The organism is Changpingibacter yushuensis (genome assembly GCF_014041995.1).
GTDB lineage: Bacteria > Actinomycetota > Actinomycetes > Actinomycetales > Actinomycetaceae > Changpingibacter > Changpingibacter yushuensis.
This window is the reverse complement of record NZ_CP059492.1, coordinates 1,243,455-1,261,882: the sequence shown is the minus strand read 5'-3', so window position 1 is coordinate 1,261,882 and position 18,428 is coordinate 1,243,455. Positions and strand designations below refer to the sequence as shown.

Annotated in this window: 18 protein-coding genes; 3 read left to right on the top strand and 15 right to left on the bottom strand. The window is 57.9% G+C overall.

Annotation, left to right across the window (positions count from 1 at the left end; genetic code table 11):
* Nucleotides 1-108 precede the first annotated feature (108 nt).
* The 11 genes from H2O17_RS05500 to hrcA form a co-directional block, all read right to left on the bottom strand.
* On the bottom strand, nucleotides 109-1,152 hold the full coding sequence (locus H2O17_RS05500) for a serine/threonine-protein kinase (protein WP_182050797.1): 1,044 nt from the start codon (nucleotides 1,150-1,152) through the stop codon (nucleotides 109-111).
* Nucleotides 1,152-1,859, bottom strand: a complete 708-nt coding sequence (locus H2O17_RS05495) for a hypothetical protein (RefSeq protein ID WP_182050796.1) — start codon at nucleotides 1,857-1,859, stop codon at nucleotides 1,152-1,154. Before H2O17_RS05495 ends, H2O17_RS05500 begins: the two co-directional genes overlap by 1 nt.
* Nucleotides 1,856-2,611 carry a PP2C family protein-serine/threonine phosphatase gene (locus tag H2O17_RS05490; RefSeq protein ID WP_182050795.1) on the bottom strand — a complete coding sequence of 252 codons (756 nt, stop codon included), beginning with the start codon at nucleotides 2,609-2,611 and terminating at the stop codon, nucleotides 1,856-1,858. The genes H2O17_RS05495 and H2O17_RS05490 overlap by 4 nt, the downstream gene beginning before the upstream one ends.
* 57 nt (nucleotides 2,612-2,668) lie before the next feature.
* Nucleotides 2,669-4,279: an alpha/beta hydrolase family protein gene (locus H2O17_RS05485; RefSeq protein ID WP_182050794.1), complete on the bottom strand. Its 1,611-nt coding sequence runs from the start codon at nucleotides 4,277-4,279 to the stop codon at nucleotides 2,669-2,671.
* 11 nt (nucleotides 4,280-4,290) lie between these two features.
* The gene (gene era / locus H2O17_RS05480) at nucleotides 4,291-5,223 is read right to left on the bottom strand and encodes a GTPase Era (protein WP_246311340.1); all 933 of its coding nucleotides are present in this window, start codon (nucleotides 5,221-5,223) and stop codon (nucleotides 4,291-4,293) included.
* Nucleotides 5,216-6,490, bottom strand: a complete 1,275-nt coding sequence (locus H2O17_RS05475) for a hemolysin family protein (RefSeq protein WP_182050793.1) — start codon at nucleotides 6,488-6,490, stop codon at nucleotides 5,216-5,218. Before H2O17_RS05475 ends, era begins: the two co-directional genes overlap by 8 nt.
* A gap of 67 nt (nucleotides 6,491-6,557) precedes the next feature.
* Nucleotides 6,558-7,052: an rRNA maturation RNase YbeY gene (gene ybeY, locus H2O17_RS05470; RefSeq protein WP_182050792.1), complete on the bottom strand. Its 495-nt coding sequence runs from the start codon at nucleotides 7,050-7,052 to the stop codon at nucleotides 6,558-6,560.
* Nucleotides 7,049-8,071 carry a PhoH family protein gene (locus H2O17_RS05465; RefSeq protein WP_182050791.1) on the bottom strand — a complete coding sequence of 341 codons (1,023 nt, stop codon included), beginning with the start codon at nucleotides 8,069-8,071 and terminating at the stop codon, nucleotides 7,049-7,051. Before H2O17_RS05465 ends, ybeY begins: the two co-directional genes overlap by 4 nt.
* Before the next feature lie 6 nt (nucleotides 8,072-8,077).
* Entirely contained in the window at nucleotides 8,078-8,854 is a 777-nt protein-coding gene (locus H2O17_RS05460; protein ID WP_182050790.1) for a 16S rRNA (uracil(1498)-N(3))-methyltransferase, read from the bottom strand.
* A gap of 6 nt (nucleotides 8,855-8,860) precedes the next feature.
* Complete coding sequence (gene dnaJ, locus H2O17_RS05455; protein ID WP_182050789.1) at nucleotides 8,861-9,982, bottom strand: molecular chaperone DnaJ; 1,122 nt, start codon at nucleotides 9,980-9,982, stop codon at nucleotides 8,861-8,863.
* Between the two features lie 39 nt (nucleotides 9,983-10,021).
* Complete coding sequence (hrcA, locus tag H2O17_RS05450) at nucleotides 10,022-11,032, bottom strand: heat-inducible transcriptional repressor HrcA (RefSeq protein WP_182050788.1); 1,011 nt, start codon at nucleotides 11,030-11,032, stop codon at nucleotides 10,022-10,024.
* Between the two features lie 109 nt (nucleotides 11,033-11,141).
* On the opposite strand from hrcA, the gene H2O17_RS05445 reads away from it, so the two are divergent.
* Nucleotides 11,142-12,077, top strand: a complete 936-nt coding sequence (locus H2O17_RS05445; protein WP_182050955.1) for a DUF3097 family protein — start codon at nucleotides 11,142-11,144, stop codon at nucleotides 12,075-12,077.
* 61 nt (nucleotides 12,078-12,138) lie between these two features.
* Here the strand turns inward: H2O17_RS05445 and hemW are convergent, their stop codons facing one another.
* From hemW to lepA, 4 genes are all read right to left on the bottom strand, one after another.
* Nucleotides 12,139-13,338, bottom strand: a complete 1,200-nt coding sequence (hemW, locus tag H2O17_RS05440) for a radical SAM family heme chaperone HemW (protein WP_182050787.1) — start codon at nucleotides 13,336-13,338, stop codon at nucleotides 12,139-12,141.
* Entirely contained in the window at nucleotides 13,338-14,342 is a 1,005-nt protein-coding gene (gene trmB / locus H2O17_RS05435; protein WP_246311338.1) for a tRNA (guanine(46)-N(7))-methyltransferase TrmB, read from the bottom strand. Before trmB ends, hemW begins: the two co-directional genes overlap by 1 nt.
* A gap of 193 nt (nucleotides 14,343-14,535) precedes the next feature.
* Entirely contained in the window at nucleotides 14,536-15,312 is a 777-nt protein-coding gene (locus H2O17_RS05430) for an inositol monophosphatase family protein (protein WP_182050786.1), read from the bottom strand.
* A 23-nt stretch (nucleotides 15,313-15,335) separates the two neighbouring features.
* Nucleotides 15,336-17,189: a translation elongation factor 4 gene (gene lepA, locus H2O17_RS05425; protein ID WP_246311337.1), complete on the bottom strand. Its 1,854-nt coding sequence runs from the start codon at nucleotides 17,187-17,189 to the stop codon at nucleotides 15,336-15,338.
* 385 nt (nucleotides 17,190-17,574) lie between these two features.
* Here lepA and H2O17_RS05420 point away from each other — a divergent pair, with 385 nt between their 5' ends.
* Both H2O17_RS05420 and H2O17_RS05415 read left to right on the top strand, forming a co-directional pair.
* Entirely contained in the window at nucleotides 17,575-18,180 is a 606-nt protein-coding gene (locus H2O17_RS05420) for a hypothetical protein (RefSeq protein WP_182050785.1), read from the top strand.
* Between the two features lie 25 nt (nucleotides 18,181-18,205).
* On the top strand, nucleotides 18,206-18,358 hold the full coding sequence (locus tag H2O17_RS05415; RefSeq protein ID WP_182050784.1) for a hypothetical protein: 153 nt from the start codon (nucleotides 18,206-18,208) through the stop codon (nucleotides 18,356-18,358).
* The last annotated feature ends 70 nt before the right edge of the window (nucleotides 18,359-18,428 follow it).

Below are 18,428 nucleotides of genomic sequence, written 5' to 3'. Positions count from 1 at the left end.
GGTGGTCCGCCGGACTCGCTGATCTCCGCGCCCACGTAGCTGGCCACCGCGTCCACCTATCTGGCCACCGCCCTCACCCAGCCGGACACAGCGCCCACCTGGTCCTCCCTACTCCGAGGTCTGTGGGATCTCCAGTTCAGTGACGGGGAGGCCCATCGCAGCTTGAACCCTCTGCAGTGCTCTGGCAAACTCTGCTGCCGACTCGGTGCGGTTGCGCGGATCAGGCTGCATCGCCTGGTCGACGGCGTCGCACAGTGCCGTTGCGGCAGTGTCTGAAACCCCGGCTGGAACCGCGAAATCCTCGCAGTCCGCTAGGCGCGCCACCCCACCGCTGAGCACCTTATGGATGTACTCCCGGCGCGTCATCCCGGTGACGATTGGAAGCGGTTCGTGACCGGTGCAGGCCGTGTACACAGTGGCCCCTAATGAATAGATATCTGCCACTGGGGCAGCTCCCGATCCCCGGAGGACTTCCGGTGCCGCCCACGGTAGTGAGGCGCCCAAGACCTCCTTGGCCGTGGCTCCCACGAGGCTTGCGATACCGAAATCGGAAAGCAATGGCCGGTTGAAGGCAGAGTAAAGAATGTTCGATGGCTTGATATCGTAATGCGCAATTCCCATGAGATGTGCAGAGTGTGCGGCTGCGGATATCTGAACTCCCAGCCGTAGCGTCTCTTCCCATGTGCACTCGTCCGCAGCTATCCGTTCGGCCAAGGATGGTAGTGGGCAGTACTGCATAACTAGATACGGCTGGCCAGAGGCCGCAATGTTCGCGTCGAAGATCGAAACCACAGAGGGATGCCCGGACACCTGTGCCATGAGGTCCACCTCGCCGCGGAACTGTGAGGATGTCCCAAAGTTCTCCAGCGAACGGGTGGATAGCACCTTGATTGCCACCATGCGTCTGGGAAGCTGTTCTTCATACAAGTACACGTCTGAGAATCCGCCGGAGCCGAGGTAGGCAACAAACTCGAAGTCGTCTAACTGCGGTGCAGGCGCCTTGGATTCCCCGCGGCGGTGGGCAGATTCGATTCCCAGTGCCTGCAAGCCCCAGCTCCCGGAGATACTGACCGATTCGGCATAGGCTATCGCGCCCGGATCTTCACCACTCCAGATCACTGTGCTGTCGAAAGAACTCTTCGATTCGTCCATCAGACTGAAGAGTCGTCGTATGAACTGGGATCGTCGAGCTTGAACAAATCATCAGAGGTTACTAGACGCGTGGCTACCGCATGCTCTACCAAGCGAGCGCGGCGATTAACCGCCAGCTTCTCTGGACCGCCGTGAAGGCCGCGGACGCCGTAGCGTGTTAGGCGTTCACACACATGGTCCAGTTTTCTGTTGAACCGTGTGATGGGCCAGCCCAGACGTTTCGCAGCAACCTGAGAGGAAGGGATCGACGAGGTCGTGCCGCGACCGGTCAGCACTGGTTCGGCAAGTGCAAGCACAAGGAGAAGCTGAGACGGAGTCAGTTCGATCGGGCCGATCGTGGTCTCCCCCGCATCAGTAGAATCAGTGACGCCAGTTGGCGTGTATGCAGGGGTGTCGTTAAGAAGCTGCATCTCATAGGTGGTTGGCCCAGCTGTGAAGATGATGTTGGTACTTGCATAAACCAAAGGGAGTCGGGCACCCGGCTGTAAGTAGGCCTGCGTGGCACCCTCTGAGTCTGCGACCGTGGCCGACAGACGTGAACCGACGTTCTCCATCCACCACAAACCATCGGCGCATGAGATCGCTAGGAAGCGCCGGTGTAAGTAGGGGTTGTCTTCAATCCGTAGTGGGCCTTCACGCCCGATGATAAAGGCTTCGTTGGGATCTACTGAAAACCATTCGCCGCAAAACTCCAACGATAGGCTCATGCCTGTTCTCCGATCTTTAACAATGCTGCGCTGATATTGTCATGCCCACCGTGAGAAAGTGCAACATCTCGCAGACCATAGGCCTGTGCTTGAAGTGTTTCGCTAGACAGTTCTCGCAGTGTCTTGGCGATCTCCGCGTCCGTTACCCCGTCCGTCAAGCCATCGGAGCATACGAGAATCACGTCTCCAGGTTGTGCGCCGTTGGTCTGGAATTCCAAAGTGTTATCACCGCGCGAACCAATGGCCCGCAACACGATGTTGCGCTGGGGATGACTGCGTGCCTCTGCTCGTGAAATGGCTCCGGAATCGACGAGGGCTTGGACATATGAATGATCCGTTGTGATCTGGGTGAGTGCATTGTTGCGCCACAAGTATGCCCTAGAATCTCCGGCGTGGAACACCAGCCAGTGGAGGTTGTCCGCGCACAGTAGTGCTCCCGCCACAGTTGCGCCGACGACGGCGCCGTCACCACGTGTCCCCGTCACCGTTTGGGAAAGTCGCAGGATCTCTTCGTGGGCTGAGGAGGCGCATCGCGTGAGCTCTTGGATACGACTCGTGTCAGCCCTCAGCTCTTGCCAGTTGGGCCGGGCAAACGCGTCAACCACGGCTTGGGCAGCCGTATCTCCAAGGGCGTGGCCACCCATGCCATCTGCGACGAGGACGAGGGGAGGCTGAACAAGGAGGCGGTCTTCATTCTGCTGACGGGTCCGCCCGACGTCAGTCACCCCCGCGGCAGTGAGCTTTCGCATCATGGATGCAACTCTACGACACAGCGCAGACGCTATAACAAACCAATAACAACGAATGGACTACATGATGGAGGGGAAGAATCCCCAGTACGCCACTGCCAGAAGCAAGGTCACTTGACCGAGAATTGCAAAGATTTGGATTGCACTTGCCGCGCGACTCATCCGTCCTTCATCGCTTTCGCGGCATCGTCTGTATTCGCGCCAACACTTGAAGGCAAAGCGCACCACCAACCACGCAGCAAGCAGAGCTACGATCTCTGCTATGAGCCAGCCGCCCTGCACCACAATCTTGTTCTGTTGGTAGGACAGTGCGAGTTCAGCTACAGCCATCACGTAGCCCGCGGCAACCACAACTGACAATAGAACGCCCAAAGAGGCTATGTTCAGTTGCCCGCCGCATCCGCGCAAGTCGAACGGCCTGCGGCCCTTACGGCGCACAAAGCTCAACGCGCTCAAAGGAATAGTGATGACAGTGGCAATCAATCCAATTGCGAGGATCGCAATCGCGGTGGTGCCTGATGCGAACCAGTGTGGGCGTCCAGGCGTACTTGCCACATAGCTCTGATTGGGCTGAGCGCCTGCAACGCGCGGCGATGCGTCGGCCGTGAAGGGCAGGTCATTAACCCAATCAGCGATATCTTGCATCGCGTTCCTGTCGAGGACCTTGTCCACTTTCAGACCATGATCGGCGCCGTCGTAGTACCGCAGAGTGAGGTCAGTGTTTCCCGCCTCGGCCAGGTCATCACGCAAGATGAGCGGGCCTTGGATGGTGGGCATCGACATGTCACCAGTGCCGTAAAGCATGAGTATCGGCATGGTCATCTGCCGCTGATATGTGGAGACGTCAAAGTCGATGTAATCGAAAGTACCCGAACCGAAATCCTGACCGATCAGGCGTGGAATTGCCTGAAGCAGACGGTCAGGAACTCCAAGGTTACGCAGATAAGTATCCGCTGCGAGGGCTCCCTGTTCGCGAATCGGCAAGACGGGAGCAGAAACAAGAACGACCAAGCTGACGTCGTCGCGCGCAGTGGCAACGATTGGCGCAATGAAGCAACCCTCGGAAACACCGTAGAGGCCGGACCGATGCGGGTCCACGCCAGCCTGATTGACTAGGTATTCAAAAGCGTCTTCGAAATCCAACGCGAGCTCTTCGTAGTCGCGGTGAGTGGCCGTGTAATCATCGGTACGCTTCTCTGGAACCAGCGTGACAATACCTGCGGACGCGATGTCTGTGGCTTCTTCAGTGAACGACCTGTACGAACTTGTGCCAGTGCCATGAATGAACAGCATTCCCGGCGCAAGCCCATCAAATCCAATCGGGGCCCGAAGAGTCGCCGGAATATCAGTGCCATCGCGAAGAGTAATGGTCACAACCGTAGATTCGACGGCGTATGTTCCCACGTCTGCCGTGTCGATACTGGTCGTGATCGAGGTGTCCGAGGCCTCGGGAACGATGAGAGACCGCATGGGCTGAGGATTCCATCCGGGGCCGGCCCAAGACCCCCAGAGGCCAAGAGCCAGCACAAACACGATCCACAATGAGAGGCGCGGGTGCGTCAAAGCGAACCTTTGAATCCCATTTCGGCTCTTGCCTGCAACGGAGGCTTCAGCTCCGGTATCGGTGAACTGGTCCGAGGATATGACAACATCCTCTTCCCGCTCCGTCATTTCACCTGTCTTCAAAACCCTAGTCGTCCCAACTTCTTGGGGTCACGCTGCCAATCCTTTGTCACCTTGACGTGAAGGTCGAGGTAGACGCGCGTATCGAGCAACCGCTGAATTCCACGCCGGGAATCCTGACCAATCTGACGAAGCCTAGAACCACCTCGTCCAATCACAATTCCCTTCTGGGAATCGCGTTCCACATGCAGATTCGCATGGATTCGAATGAGAGGACGTTGATCCTGATCCTTCTCCCGCGCTGGTTCTTCCAGAATCTCCTCAATCGTCACGGCGATTGAGTGCGGGAGTTCGTCGCGCAGTTCCTCAAGCGCTGCCTCCCGGATGAGTTCCGCAATGAGAGTTTCCTCAGATTCATCAGTCACGGCATCGCGAGGATAGAGCGGTGGCGAGTCAGGCATTCGAGCCAGCAGAAGACCTGCCAGTACATCGACTTGGTCGCCATTGATCGCACTGACCGGAACAATCTCAGCGAAGTCCGCCTCTGTGGAGACCTCTATGAGACGTTCAGCAAGTTGTTGTTGAGTCACCTTGTCCGACTTTGTGACCGCGGCGATTACTGGTGTGCGGGTCTCCTTGATCATCTCAAGCAGAAAACGATCACCCTTCCCTGTTGGTTCATCGGCAGGAAGGCAAACCACCACTACGTCCACGTCAGAAAGCGAATCACGAACCATGTCATTGAGCCGCTCGCCCAAGAGCGTGCGCGGGCGATGTAGACCAGGAGTGTCAACCAGAATGATCTGGCCATCTTCGCGGTTCACGATGGCCCGGATAACGCGGCGCGTGGTTTCAGGGCGCGCAGAAGTAATTGTCACCTTCTGGCCCACCAGTGCGTTGGTTAGTGTGGATTTGCCGGCATTGGGGCGCCCCACAATGCAGGCAAATCCGGCCCGGAACCCATCGGGCCACTGCGTCATCAACTCACTCATCGCGTTCATCTTCCTTATCTACGCCCACGCTTTGCGAGGCAACAATTGTGGTTAGGCGGCGCCGGCGCCCTTCAAATCTCTCGGCATCGAGCCTAATTCCGGAAAACTCCGCATAGGATCCCGCGATGGGCACCCGGCCAAGTTCTTTTGCAAAGAGCCCACCGGCCGTATCGACGTCGTCGTCGTCGAGTTCAATACCAAAGAGCTCACCGAGTTCATCAATCGGCAGTCGCGCGGGAACACGATAGTGTCCACCGCCCAAATCTTCGACTTCTGGTTCAGCTCTGTCATGTTCATCCGAGATCTCACCAACGATCTCCTCGACGAGGTCCTCAATAGTGACAAGCCCTGCGATGCCGCCATACTCGTCTACAACCATCGCAATGTGGATCTGGTCAGCCTGCATCTCGCGCATGAGTTCGTCCACAACCTTCGTTTCAGGTACGAACAGCGGTTCTCGCATGATGTCGGCTACGGTCAGGTCAGACGCATCATTTCGATGGTGCATACGCCGAATGACGTCTTTGAGGTAGACCACGCCACGCAGGTCATCCACACTCTCCCCTGTCACAGGCAATCGCGAGAACCCAGAGCGGGAGAACAACGAAATGGCCTTGTCAAAGCTCTGATCGAACCGTATGGAAATCATGTCCATACGCGGAACCATCACCTCGCGAGTCAGAGTATGGCCCAAATCAAATACCGACTGGAGGAGCTCACGTTCGTCGTCGTCCAGAGCCTCGGACTCCGAAACCCTTTCGACCATAAGGGCCAACTGGTCCTCTTGGAGCTGCTCCGATTCCTCAGGAGTCTGCTCCTTCTCACGCACCACCACACCCATCACGTTTGTCATAGCTAAGAGTGGACGCGACGCCCACCCCAGCACCGTGACAGGGCGCCGAACCCCCGATGTGCCAGGAGCGATGAGTGCGTCGATCACGAGCGCCATCACCACCACGGCGGCAAAAGTGAGAACCACGTACCACCACTGGGAAAGGAATCCTGCCAAGGCAAGCGTGGTACTCCCAGCGAAACCAGAAATGCACACGAATCGAACCACAGACAATGCGGCCAAGGCAGCTGGGCGCTTGGCCACAATCTTCACAATTCGCAGGCCACCGTGCGCGCCGCGTGCAAAGGCCTCAGCAGCCTCAGTGCGCGTGATTCGTCCCAGGGCGGCCACCCCTGCGGTACACAATGCATTCAATACGAGAAACACAAGCGCCGCAACGATCAGTGCGGCGGTGGGTAAGTCGGATGTGTTCATTAACTCTCTGTTGTTAGGTGGATGGGGCGATAGCTCGCATCGGTCAGTTGATTCCTAAGGAACTGCATCACTCGATAGTCGGAGCCACGTCGGTAACAGGACCGCCGCGTGAAGCCAAGAAGGTTAGGAGAAGTTGGCGCTGAAGATTGAACATCTCTTTGCGTTCTTCTTCCTCAGCGTGATCATATCCAAGCAGATGGAGGATTCCATGAGTTACCAGCAAGAGGATCTCCTCCGCGGCCGAATGGCCTGCCTTAATAGCCTGCTGTGCAGCGACCTGCGGGCACACCACTATATCTCCGAGCATGCCCTCCTTGGGTTCCTCATTGATGGGTGCGGGGCGAAGCTCATCCATCGGGAATGACAGGACATCTGTTGGCCCATCCAAATCCATCCACTCGATGTGAAGCTGTTCAATGGCAGTTTCATCAACAAGTATCACGTTGAGTTCTGCTTGGGGATGCACCCTCATCTGATCTAGAACATACGTTGCAAGCCGCGAAACCTCACTCAGGTCTGTGGCCGGTTCAAAGCCCGATTCGTCATTCACTTCGATGCTCACCGCGGACTCCTCTTCCTTCCAACATATCCTTGTTGGATATCTTCCTCAGCTTCATTCCACCGTGCATATGCATCAATGATCTCGGCGACCAACTTGTGCCGAACCACATCAGCTGAACCCAACTCCACAAACTTTATTCCCGGGGTATCCCGCAAGATCCGCCGAACCAGAATGAGGCCCGAAGTAGTTCGCCCGGGAAGATCCACTTGCGTCACGTCACCCGTGATGACCATCTTGGCGCCAAATCCCAGACGCGTAAGGAACATCTTCATCTGTTCCGGGGTCGTGTTCTGAGCCTCATCAAGTATGACGAAAGCGTCATTGAGCGTGCGGCCGCGCATGTAGGCCAGCGGCGCCACTTCGATCGTTCCGGCGGCGATTAACTTGGGGATTGAATCCGGATCGAGCATGTCATACATCGCGTCATACAAGGGCCGCAGATACGGGTCGATCTTCTCCGAAAGCGAGCCCGGCAGGAATCCGAGTGACTCCCCCGCTTCGACTGCCGGACGGGTCAAGATGATTCGCGAGACTTCCTTCTTTTGAAGGGCGACGACGGCCTTTGCCACAGCAAGATACGTCTTTCCCGTACCAGCTGGGCCAATTCCAAACGTGATCGCATGCTCATCGATGGCGTCCACGTAGACCTTCTGGCCTAGCGTCTTAGGCCGGATAGTCTTGCCCCGGGTGGAGAGGATGTCAGTTGTCATGAGAGCAGACGGGCGCGCTACGCCCGCCTTAAGGATAGAAATTGCCCGTTCCACCGCGTCCGCTGTGAGTTGTTCCCCATCTGTGGCGACGTCGATGAGTTCTCCGAGCAACGTGTCTGCTAGCTCAACGGTGTTCTCCGGGCCGGATAAAGAAATCTGGTGCCCAATCACGTGGATTCGAACGGGTGCGAGCCCGCGTTCCAAGGCGCGTAGAACCTGATCGCGATGCCCAAGCAAATGGATCATGTCCACCCGCTCAGGAACAATGATGGTTCGCTTGACTTCGTCGGATTCTGAGGTGTCAGTCATTACGTCCTAGTCTATAGGCACTGACGTGCTCGATGAGCCGCACAAGGCTGCTATGACCGCAATTGCGTACGGCCCAGCACTCGCAGAGCGGAGCACGTGCGGTGCAAGCAGCACAGTCTGAGCTCCAGCTGCATCCAGTGCCGTCACTTCACTGGGGGTTATCCCACCTTCAGGACCCACCACGATCCAGACTTGCGAAGGGGCATCGAAAGAGCCTCGCAGTACATCGGCCAGAATGGTGGATGCCTCTTCGTGGCACACAAATACCAGTCCGCCAGCCTCGCGCACAGCGCGAACCTTGTTCACAAGCGCCTTAGTGGAAACCGCATCTTCGACTATTGGCAGCCAGGACCTTCGTGATTGCTTGGCAGCTGCTCGGGCGGTGGCTTCCCACCGTGCCCGGCCTTTCTCTTCCTTGCCACGCCACGAGGCGATGCACCGCTCTGACTCCCACGGCACTACCGTAGCCACGCCATACTCTGTTGACGATTCCACCGCTTGCTCATCGCGCCCGCCCTTGGCGAGTGCCTGTACGAGCGTGATGTGCGGGAAATCGGCAGATTCCTGCGAGATCTCGCGTACCGCTAGATCAAGCATGTGTTTGCCCACAGCTCTCACTTCGCATCGGGCGCGCAATCCTCTGCCGTTGACCACGTCAATGGTCTCACCAGGCCGCGAGCGCCGCACCGCCGCAGCATGATGGCCCTCCTCACCCGCGAGGGTCAGGAGGTCGCCACACTGCGCGCGGTCCAACGAAGTGTCAAGGTAGACAGGAAAGGTCATGTGTTCTCACTTGGCCGCGAACTTGTCGCGAATCTTTGAGAAGAAGGACGAGTTCTGCTGTGTGAGCGAAGCCGTGGGAATGTTCTCGCCGCGCAACTGCGCGAGTTTCTCAAGGAGTTCGCGCTGGGCTTCGTCGATCTTCGATGGAGTCTTGACTGCGATACCCACGCGCAGATCGCCACGTCCCGGGCGGTGTAGACGGCCAACACCAAAGCCAGACAAGATCACAACGTGGCCAGACTGCGTGCCTGCAGGGATGGTGATGTCCTTAGGGCCATCGAGGGTATCGATCGTGACGGATGTACCCAATGAAGCGGTGGTCATCGGAACTTGAAGCTCACAAATGAGATCATCTCCGCTGCGCTGGAACACCGGGTGCTGGCGCAAGCGGACTTCAGCGAAGAGGTCTCCTGCAGGACCACCCTCGATGCCCGCATCTCCTTGACCAGTCAAACGGATGCGCATGCCATCCTCAACACCCGCAGGAACCTTAATATTGATGGTCTTATTTGCCCGGACTCGGCCCTCGCCAGCACACTCGTGACACGGGGTGACAATCACCGTGCCATGGCCATGGCAGGTGGGGCATACGGACTGAGAGACCACGCGACCAAGAATGGAGTTGGTGACTCGCTGAATCGATCCCGTGCCGTTGCACTGTGCACAGGTGATTGGTTCTGTGCCTGGTTCAGCACAGCTGCCGTGGCACACCTGGCACTCCACAGCAAGATTCTGCGAGATCATCTTATCTGCGCCGAACACTACGTCTTCGAGTTCCAACTCCAACGCTACAAGAGTGTCCTGGCCACGGCGTCCGCGCGGCACAGGACCGCGATTTGCGGTACCACCCATACCCCCAAAGAACGAATCGAAGATGTCTTGGAAGGCACCATATCCGCCACCCGCGCCACCTCCGCGGAGTGCTTCCTCGCCTCCCATGTCATACATGCGGCGCTGTTCTTCATTCGACAGAATGTCATAGGCCTCGTTTACCGATTTGAACTCTTCAGCTTTGTCGGGTCCAGCAACATCAGGGTGCAGCTTTCGAGCGAGCTTGCGATAAGCCTTCTTGATCTCGTCCTGCGATGCATCACGGGAAACGCCTAGCGTTGCGTAGTAATCAGCCACGGTCTCTCTTCTTGGATTGGATGGATTGGGCGGACGGTCTCAGCGTCCGGTCAAAATATCTGAAAGGTATTCGGCAACGGCATACACCGCAGCCATTGTTCCGGGGTAATCCATACGGGTGGGCCCCACCACGCCAACACGGGCAACTGATCGGTCCGAGACCCCGTAAGTGGAGGAAACCACCGAAGCTTCGGTTAGACCCTCATGCTTGTTCTCCTCGCCGATCGAGACAGAGACGCCTTCGCGCATCCGAGTCAGCAATCGAAGCAGAATCACATGCTCTTCCAAAGCCTCAAGCACCGGGGAAATGGTCTTGGCAAAGTCGACTGAATGACGCGAGAGGTTTGCTGTACCCGCCATGACAATTCGATCTTCGCCTTCAGCCAGCAAGATGCCTGAGATGACGTCGCAAACGGTTTGAGCAAGTTCGCGCATGTGTGCTGGAGCGGCTTCAACAACGTTTGTGGATAGGTCTAGATCCGTGCCAGGCTTGCCGACCGATTCATTGTTGAGAACCTTTGCGAGCTCATCCACATCTACCGACTTGACCGGTGAGCTTGTCATGAGAGTGCGCTGCTCCACCCTTCCGGCCTCGGTAATGATGACCAGAATAATGTGCCGCTCGCCAGCCGGGATGAGTTCGATGTGGCGCAAGGATACCTTTTTAAGGGACGGATACTGAACTACTGCGACCTGGTGGGTGATGTTGGCAAGGAGGCGCACAGCGCGCGCAACAACCTCGTCGAAATCCATTGCTCCCTCGAGAAGTCGTTCGATCGCACGGCGTTCGGGAACAGAAAGTGGCTTGATGTCGTGTAGTGAATCCACGAAGCTTCGGTACCCGTGATCGGTAGGAATGCGCCCAGCAGATGTGTGCGGCTGCTGAATGAGGCCTGCTTCCTCGAGTACAGCCATGTCATTACGAATCGTTGCCGGGGAGACACCCAGCTGGTGGCGCTCTACTAGAGAGCGGGAGCCCACCGGCTCACGTGTGGAGACGTAGTCACGCACGATTGCGTCCAGAACTCTTGTACGCCGCTCGCCGCTCATCGTTATCTCCTCACTTCCCCGTCTCGCGCCCCGCCCGGACCTTTCGCAACGTAGCACTCGACGTATTCGAGTGCCAATCCTACGCCGGTGGTCATTCAACGCCTACCCTATGAAGGTGACATCGGACAACAACACCCGCCCCTCTGACCGCTATGGCCAAGACGTGCTCGCTTCGAACCCCCATCGCGTGGGTCAATTCGCCCACAACCCTGAATCGAAGAAGGTGGCGCTGGAACGCGGCATGATCATCGAGGACGTCCAGACCGGATTCGTTGGTGAGGTTGTGCGGATCGGCAAAGTGGCAGGGAATTGGCAGTTTGAGTTGGAGGATCGCAAGGGTTTTCGCCGATCCTTCCCATTCGGGCGCGGTTACTGGATCGACGGGCGGCCCGTCGAACTAACCTTGTCCGCGGCTGCGCTTGGAGGCAATGGCGCCCGCTCGGTGCCGGGCGCTCAACGCGGACCGAAGAAGGTTGCTGGGCGAACCCTCACCGCTTCAGGTTCGCTGCACGTGAACGCCCGCGCACGCGTGGCCCGCGAGTCCAGAATCTGGGTAGAGGGAAAGCATGACGCCGAGTTGGTTGCAAAGGTCTGGGGTGAAGATCTGGCGCTGGAGGGCGTGGTTGTTGAGGAGCTTCTGGGCGTGGACCATCTTGAAGAGGTTGTGGCTCAGTTTGGTCCGACGACGACGCGCCGCGCCGGTGTGCTTGTGGACCACCTGATTCCCGGTTCAAAAGAGTCGCGAATCGCGGCGAAGGTTGCCCATTTCTCCGGTGTCTTAGTCCTAGGACATCCCTACGTGGACGTGTGGCAAGCAGTCAAACCGGCGGTTGTGGGGATTCCGGCGTGGCCGGATGTACCTCGAAACGAGGACATAAAGGTTGGCACACTTCGCCGGATCGGGTGGCCGCATAAGGACGCCGAAGATATTGGTATCGGATGGGCGCGGATTCTCAGCCGCGTGGACTCCTACAAGGACCTCGAACCGAGCCTATTGGGGCGCATGGAGGAACTGATTGACTTCGTCACTGACGGCACGCAGTGATGCCAAGCGAGGCATGAAAAGGATGGACGCGAGCCTTCAGGGCGCACCCCTGCTTCGTGGTTCACGGCATGAGCACGCGGGTGACGGTATCGGCTAGAAGGCGGCCCTTGAGAGTCAACTCAAGCCGTCCGCGCAGCGCAGCGGACGGGTCCACCAGCTCATCGGCTATGAGTTGAGGGACCACAGAGCCCTTGACCCACTCAGGAACCTCGATGCCTGACCGGAGCCGAATGCCGAGCATGACGTGCTCTTCAGCCTTCTCCGTTGGGCTCAACAGCTCGCGAGCAGCAGCGGGAGTTCGTCCTGCTTGCAGGGCCTGCGCATAAGCGAGTGGGTGTTTGACGTTCCAGAAGCGCGTGCCGTTGATGTGCGAGTGTGCCCCAGGCCCATATCCCCACCAGTTGGCATCCTGCCAATAGGCCATGTTGTGCCGGCATTGGTGGCCGGGCTTTGACCAGTTCGAGATCTCGTACCAACCGTATCCGGCATCCTCGAGCACCTCTGCGGCGCGTTCGTATCGATCCGCTTGCGTATCTGGGTCTGGCAGCGAGATCTCGCCGCGCCGCACTTGGCCGCCCATCCGAGTGTTTGGCTCCACCGTCAGTGCATAAGCACTGATGTGATCCGGTTCCAATGCCAATGCGGCTTGCAGTGAGGCCTCCCAGTCAGCATCAGATTCGCCCGGAGCTCCATAGATGAGGTCTAGCGAGGTATCCAACCCCGCCTCGCGCGCCCACGCCATAGCCTTCTCCACTTGGCCAGGAGTGTGTTGCCGGTCAAGAACGCTCAACACATGTGGCACCGCTGACTGCATTCCAAAAGAAACGCGAGTAAAGCCTCCGCGGGCGAGTTCGTGTAGTGACTCTCGCGTTACCGACTCTGGGTTGGCTTCCGTTGTGATCTCCGCATGAGGTCTGAGCCCAAACGTCTGGTCCAGATTGCGCAGAACGGCCACTAGTTGAGCCGAATCAAGCATAGTGGGGGTACCGCCTCCGAAGAACACGTTTGCAAGCGTTGGCCCGTTATCGGCTGTTACCAGTACATGCCGGGAAAGCTCGATCTCGCGCGATAGGGATTCAGGGAAGTCCGCCACCCCGGCACCCGGACCGAAGTCGAGGTTCGTGTAGGTGTTGAAATCGCAATACCCGCATCGGACAGCGCAGAAGGGGATGTGGACATAAGCGGAAAACCCTCCCGTTACGTCAGGCTGCGGCAACGAACCGTCTGCGGGTACTGGAACACCGTCAGGAAGATCGGCCATCAGGAGGCATCCGATCCTACGGCGCCGCGAGCCGATCCCTGTTCTTGGACCCCATATGAAGTCACGGGACTTGCTGTGGCTCCCTCGCCTGCGGCCCAATCGATCCGGCGCGCCGCAATATCGTGGATAGTGCGCCCAGCCTGAATGCCGCGTTCTTCGAAACGAGTCAGGAGGCGTCCATCCCAGCGCGGAGCGAAGCCGCCCCGGTGGGGCTCTGGATCTGCCGCATCCGGGCGCTGACCCGCAAAGTCATTAGTGAAGAACGGCGAGTCCTCAATAGTGTCGCGCATCTGCCAAGCGTAGTCGTCCCAGTCAGTTGCAAGGCGCCATACTCCGCCCGGAGCTAAGATGCCGGCCGCCACTCCAGCAAAGGCAGGCGCCACAAGACGCCGCTTGCGATGGCGGGCCTTGCGCCATGGATCCGGAAAGAAGGTCCACAGCATCTGTGCCCTAGCATTCGCACTGCCGGGGAGATGTGCGTCTACCGATCCAGGTTCTTCAATAATGACGTCAGGATCGTCGATACCAGCACCCGTTAAGCCGAAGATGATAGGCAAAAGCTGCGCAGCATCGCCCTCGACAATTCGCACGTTTCTGACCCCTGCCTTGACTGCGTGTGCTACGCAGCGAGCCACTCCTGGATGCCAAGCCTCCACAGCCAGCACATCCCAATCAGGGTTCTTGCCAGCGAAATCCACCATCTGCTCGCCTGAACCCGGGCCAATCTCCACAGCAAGCGGTGCCACTCGACCAAACTCGGAAGCGAGGTCTACAACGGCGTCGGCACTAATCGTCGTCGGCGTATCACCAGGCGGAAGGTCAATGACGTACGCGGAACCCTGATCTGCGAGGAGGTCCTCATACTGGTGCACCATTCGCCCACCTCGGCGGGAAAAGGACTTAATCCGGGAGCGCACGTGCTCGCCTTGCCCTGCCGATCGAGCTTGAACGGGCTCCGCCCCGGTTGTGTCCAGAGCGTCTTGTGCTGGTTGTGTAGTGGTCACGGCTCGCAATTCTACCTGTGATGTAATGCCCTATTCGCAGACGTGAGCCACCCGTACCCGGGTGAGCCGACCATGTGAGCGAACCGCCAAAAACTGAAACGTAAGCCACCCGTACCCGGGTGAACCACCTAGATAGGCAGCGCCGGAATCTGTTGGCGATTCAAAGCATCTGGGGTTCGTGCACGCCAAGGTCTCAGGAAAACGCCAGGTCCGCCAGCGCGAAGATCTGGTCCGCAACGGCATCACTTGCCGCTGTGAGGGTCGAAGTGGAGCCAAGTGACCACGAGTTGCCCTCAAGATCGTAGGCAACACCACCAGACTCACGAACCGCAAGGACCCCAGCCGCCGTATCCCACGGATGATTCGAGTAGATGATCGAAGCCACGGAACGTCCGGCGGCAACCCACGCTAGGTCCACCGCCGCGGAACCCACCATTCGGATTCGCCCAGACGTATTGGTGCCCAGGACATGGAGCATCCGGGACCGCAGATCATTCGGATACCGCGAATCAGAGGCCGTTGTGAAATCGCCGACATTTACAGTACCCGTGGCCACATCGGAACTCGATGTCTGGACGCGGGTTCCATCGAGTGTGGTTCCCTGCCCCGCAACGGTTTCCAAGATCTCTCCCGCCGCATTCATCACTCCGAGCACCGGCTGGTCTTCACTCACGAGGCACAGGATGAAACCATGCAACGGAATACCCATCGCAAAGTTGAACGTGCCGTCTATGGGGTCAATGATCCATCGGGTCGACGACGATTCGTGGGCACTTGCTTCTTCGCCTTGGATCGGGATTCCGGACTCGCGCAAGACCTCAGTAACTGCGGCCTCGATGGCCTCATCAGATTCCGTAGCGAAATCGGCCGGAAGCTTCTGACGTGTGATCGCGATGGATCCTGTCTCTGCGTACACCCGCTGATAGGTTGCGAGTGCGCGACGTGCAAGGTTCAGTTCTGCTTCATACATTGCTTGTCCCCTGGCGAAACGTTCTATTTACCCGTTGGTGCATCCGAGGTGAGAGCCGCAACAAAGGCTTCCTGAGGTACTTCTACCCGGCCGATGTTCTTCATGCGTTTCTTTCCCTCCTTTTGCTTCTCCAACAGTTTGCGCTTCCTAGAGACGTCTCCGCCATAGCACTTGGCAAGAACATCCTTGCGAACGGCCTTGATGGTTTCACGGGCAATGACTCGCGCACCCACCGCGGCCTGAACCGGGATTTCAAACTGTTGGCGAGGAATGAGTTCTTTCAGCTTCTTCGTGATCTCCAAACCGTAAGAGAATGCGGCATCGCGGTGGACAATGGCGCTGAAGGCGTCCACCGGTTCGTGGTTGAGTAGAAGGTCAACTTTGACGAGGTCCGCTTCTTGTTCGCCTGACATCTCGTAATCGAGGGAGGCGTACCCCTTGGTGCGGCTCTTGAGCTGATCGAAGAAGTCCGTCACAACTTCCGCCAACGGCAGGACATAGTGAAGCTCCACGCGGTCCTCAGAGATGTAATCCATCCCATCCAAACTTCCACGGCGCTGTTGGCACAGCTCCATAAGGGTTCCAACGTAATCGGATGGCGTGAGCAAGGTGGCTTTGACGATGGGTTCGAAGATATGGGAAGCCTTGCCATCTGGGAACTCAGAAGGGTTCGTCACCGTGACTTCGGTGCCGTCGTCGGTCACGACCCGATACACCACGGATGGCGCGGTGGCGATGATATCGATGTTGAATTCGCGCTCAATACGTTCGCGAATGATCTCCAGATGTAGAAGGCCAAGAAAGCCACATCGGAAACCGAAGCCCAAAGCCACGGAGTTCTCCGGTTCGTACTGTAGCGCCGCGTCATTGAGTTTGAGTTTGTCCAGAGCATCGCGCAGATCCGGGTAATCCGAACCGTCGATCGGATAGATGCCCGAATAGACCATAGGCATGGGGTCTTTATATCCCGCGAGCGCTTCGGAAGCTGGCTTGGCAAGCAGAGTCACCGTGTCACCCACACGCGACTGGCGAACGTCCTTCACACCAGTGATCAGGTATCCCACTTCCCCCACGCCGAGCCCCTTCGAAGGAGTTGGCTCCGGGGAGATAACGCCGATCTCCAGGAGTTCATGAACCGCGCCCGTTGACATCATCTGAATACGATCGCGAGGAGAAAGCTTGCCGTCTTTCACCCTGATATATGTGATGACTCCGCGGTAGGTGTCATACACCGAATCAAAGATCATGGCACGCGTGCGGCCCTCTGGGTCGCCAACTGGAGGCGCTACCTCGGCAACGATTCGATTGAGAAGCGCTTCAACGCCTTCGCCCGTCTTTCCAGAAACAGCGATGCACTCCGATGGGTCCACGCCAAGTAGCGAAGCGACTTCGCCCGCAATCTTCTCAGGCTGAGCAGAAGGCAGATCAATCTTGTTGAGAACCGGGATGATGGTCAAATCGTTCTCTAGCGCCATGTACAGGTTTGCCAGAGTCTGCGCTTCAATTCCCTGAGTGGCGTCCACTAAGAGGATTGCGCCTTCGCATGCCGCGAGCGAGCGGTTGACCTCATACGAGAAATCAACGTGCCCCGGGGTATCAATCATGTTGAGCGCATATGCCTGGCCATCAACAGTCCAGGGCATGCGAACGGCCTGCGACTTAATCGTGATGCCGCGTTCGCGTTCAATATCCATTCTGTCGAGGTACTGATCACGCATTGCGCGCGGATCCACCACTCCCGTGAGTTGCAACATCCGATCAGCCAACGTCGACTTGCCATGGTCGATGTGGGCGATGATGCAGAAGTTGCGGATCAGCTCGGGCTGGGTGGCAGCAGGCTGAATTGCACTCTGCTCAGCTGGTGTTGAGACGGGCACGGTACTCCTTCTATGGATAGTCCTTGCAATTGTAGTTGGTTGCACGCCGAAGCCGCTCATCGCGATTCCCACCACACTTGCCGCGAGGCACGCCACACCCGCAACAAATCCCACCGCACCCGCAACAAATCCCACCGCACCCGCCGCACGTCACGCCGCACCCGCCGCACGTCACGCCACAATCTCTGGGCGCCAACGTTCGCGAGCCATCTGCAAAGGGCGTTGGACCGCAGAGAATAGGAGTTCCCCTGCAACCTGCTGCATCGTGAGTCATCTCCAAGCAGTGTTGGACCGCAGAAGACAAGAGCGCCCCTGCGCCGGGAGCGAACGGCAAACGAACTCTCTATTAATGCCCAGTATCAGGTGATTCACTGGAAACATGTTCATGAGATACGGCGGACTCAAAGACCTGCTCCCGATTTTCGAGCAAATCTCCCGAACCCCGGGGCGCGCACTGATCGAAGTGGCAGCCGGCGCGAGCCTTCTCTCCACAGGGCTTGGATACCTCGTGCTTGCACGAAGTGATGGTCCATTGTCATGGCTCCCTTTGGCCTTTGGAATCCTAGGGATCGTTGTCACCGCCTTCTTCGGTTGGCGGCGCCACCAGCTTCAAACAGCCGTCGAAAAATGGAAGTCCACGAACGCAGCCGGGACGACGACGTCGTTCGTCAACAGTTCCGATACCACCGGGCAAGAAGTCATCGTGCTGGACGAATCCGGAACCGAGCTTCCTCGATCTGATTCGTCTCTCGCCGATCCTGAACTCCAGCGCCAGCGCGAAGCGCAGATTCAAGCCTCCAACCGCCGGGAGACGTGGATGCCGGGCGTGGAGGCAGCCCAACGTGCCGCAGTTGCCGCCGCCGGGGGCACCGCCAATGCGCCCTACCTCAAGCCTGATCTGCGAGTGACGCTGGTCAGTGCCATCGCAACAATGCTTGCGATTCCCATAAGCACCTTCTTCGCTATCGTTGCGCTGATTTCATTGGTGTAGAAGGCTCCAACCTCACTCATGTGAAATGACACGGCTCGCGTTTGAAAAGACACGGCTCGCGTTTGAAAAGACACGGCTCGCGTTTGAAAAGACACGGCTCGCGTTTGAAAAGACACGGCTCGCGTTTGAAAAGACACGGCTCGCGTTTGAAAAGACACGGCTCGCGGCGAATACCTAAGCTCCGTGGTCTGAGGTCCGCAGCGATCTTCCGTAACTGATGCCGGTCAACCTGACGATGCTAGTCAACC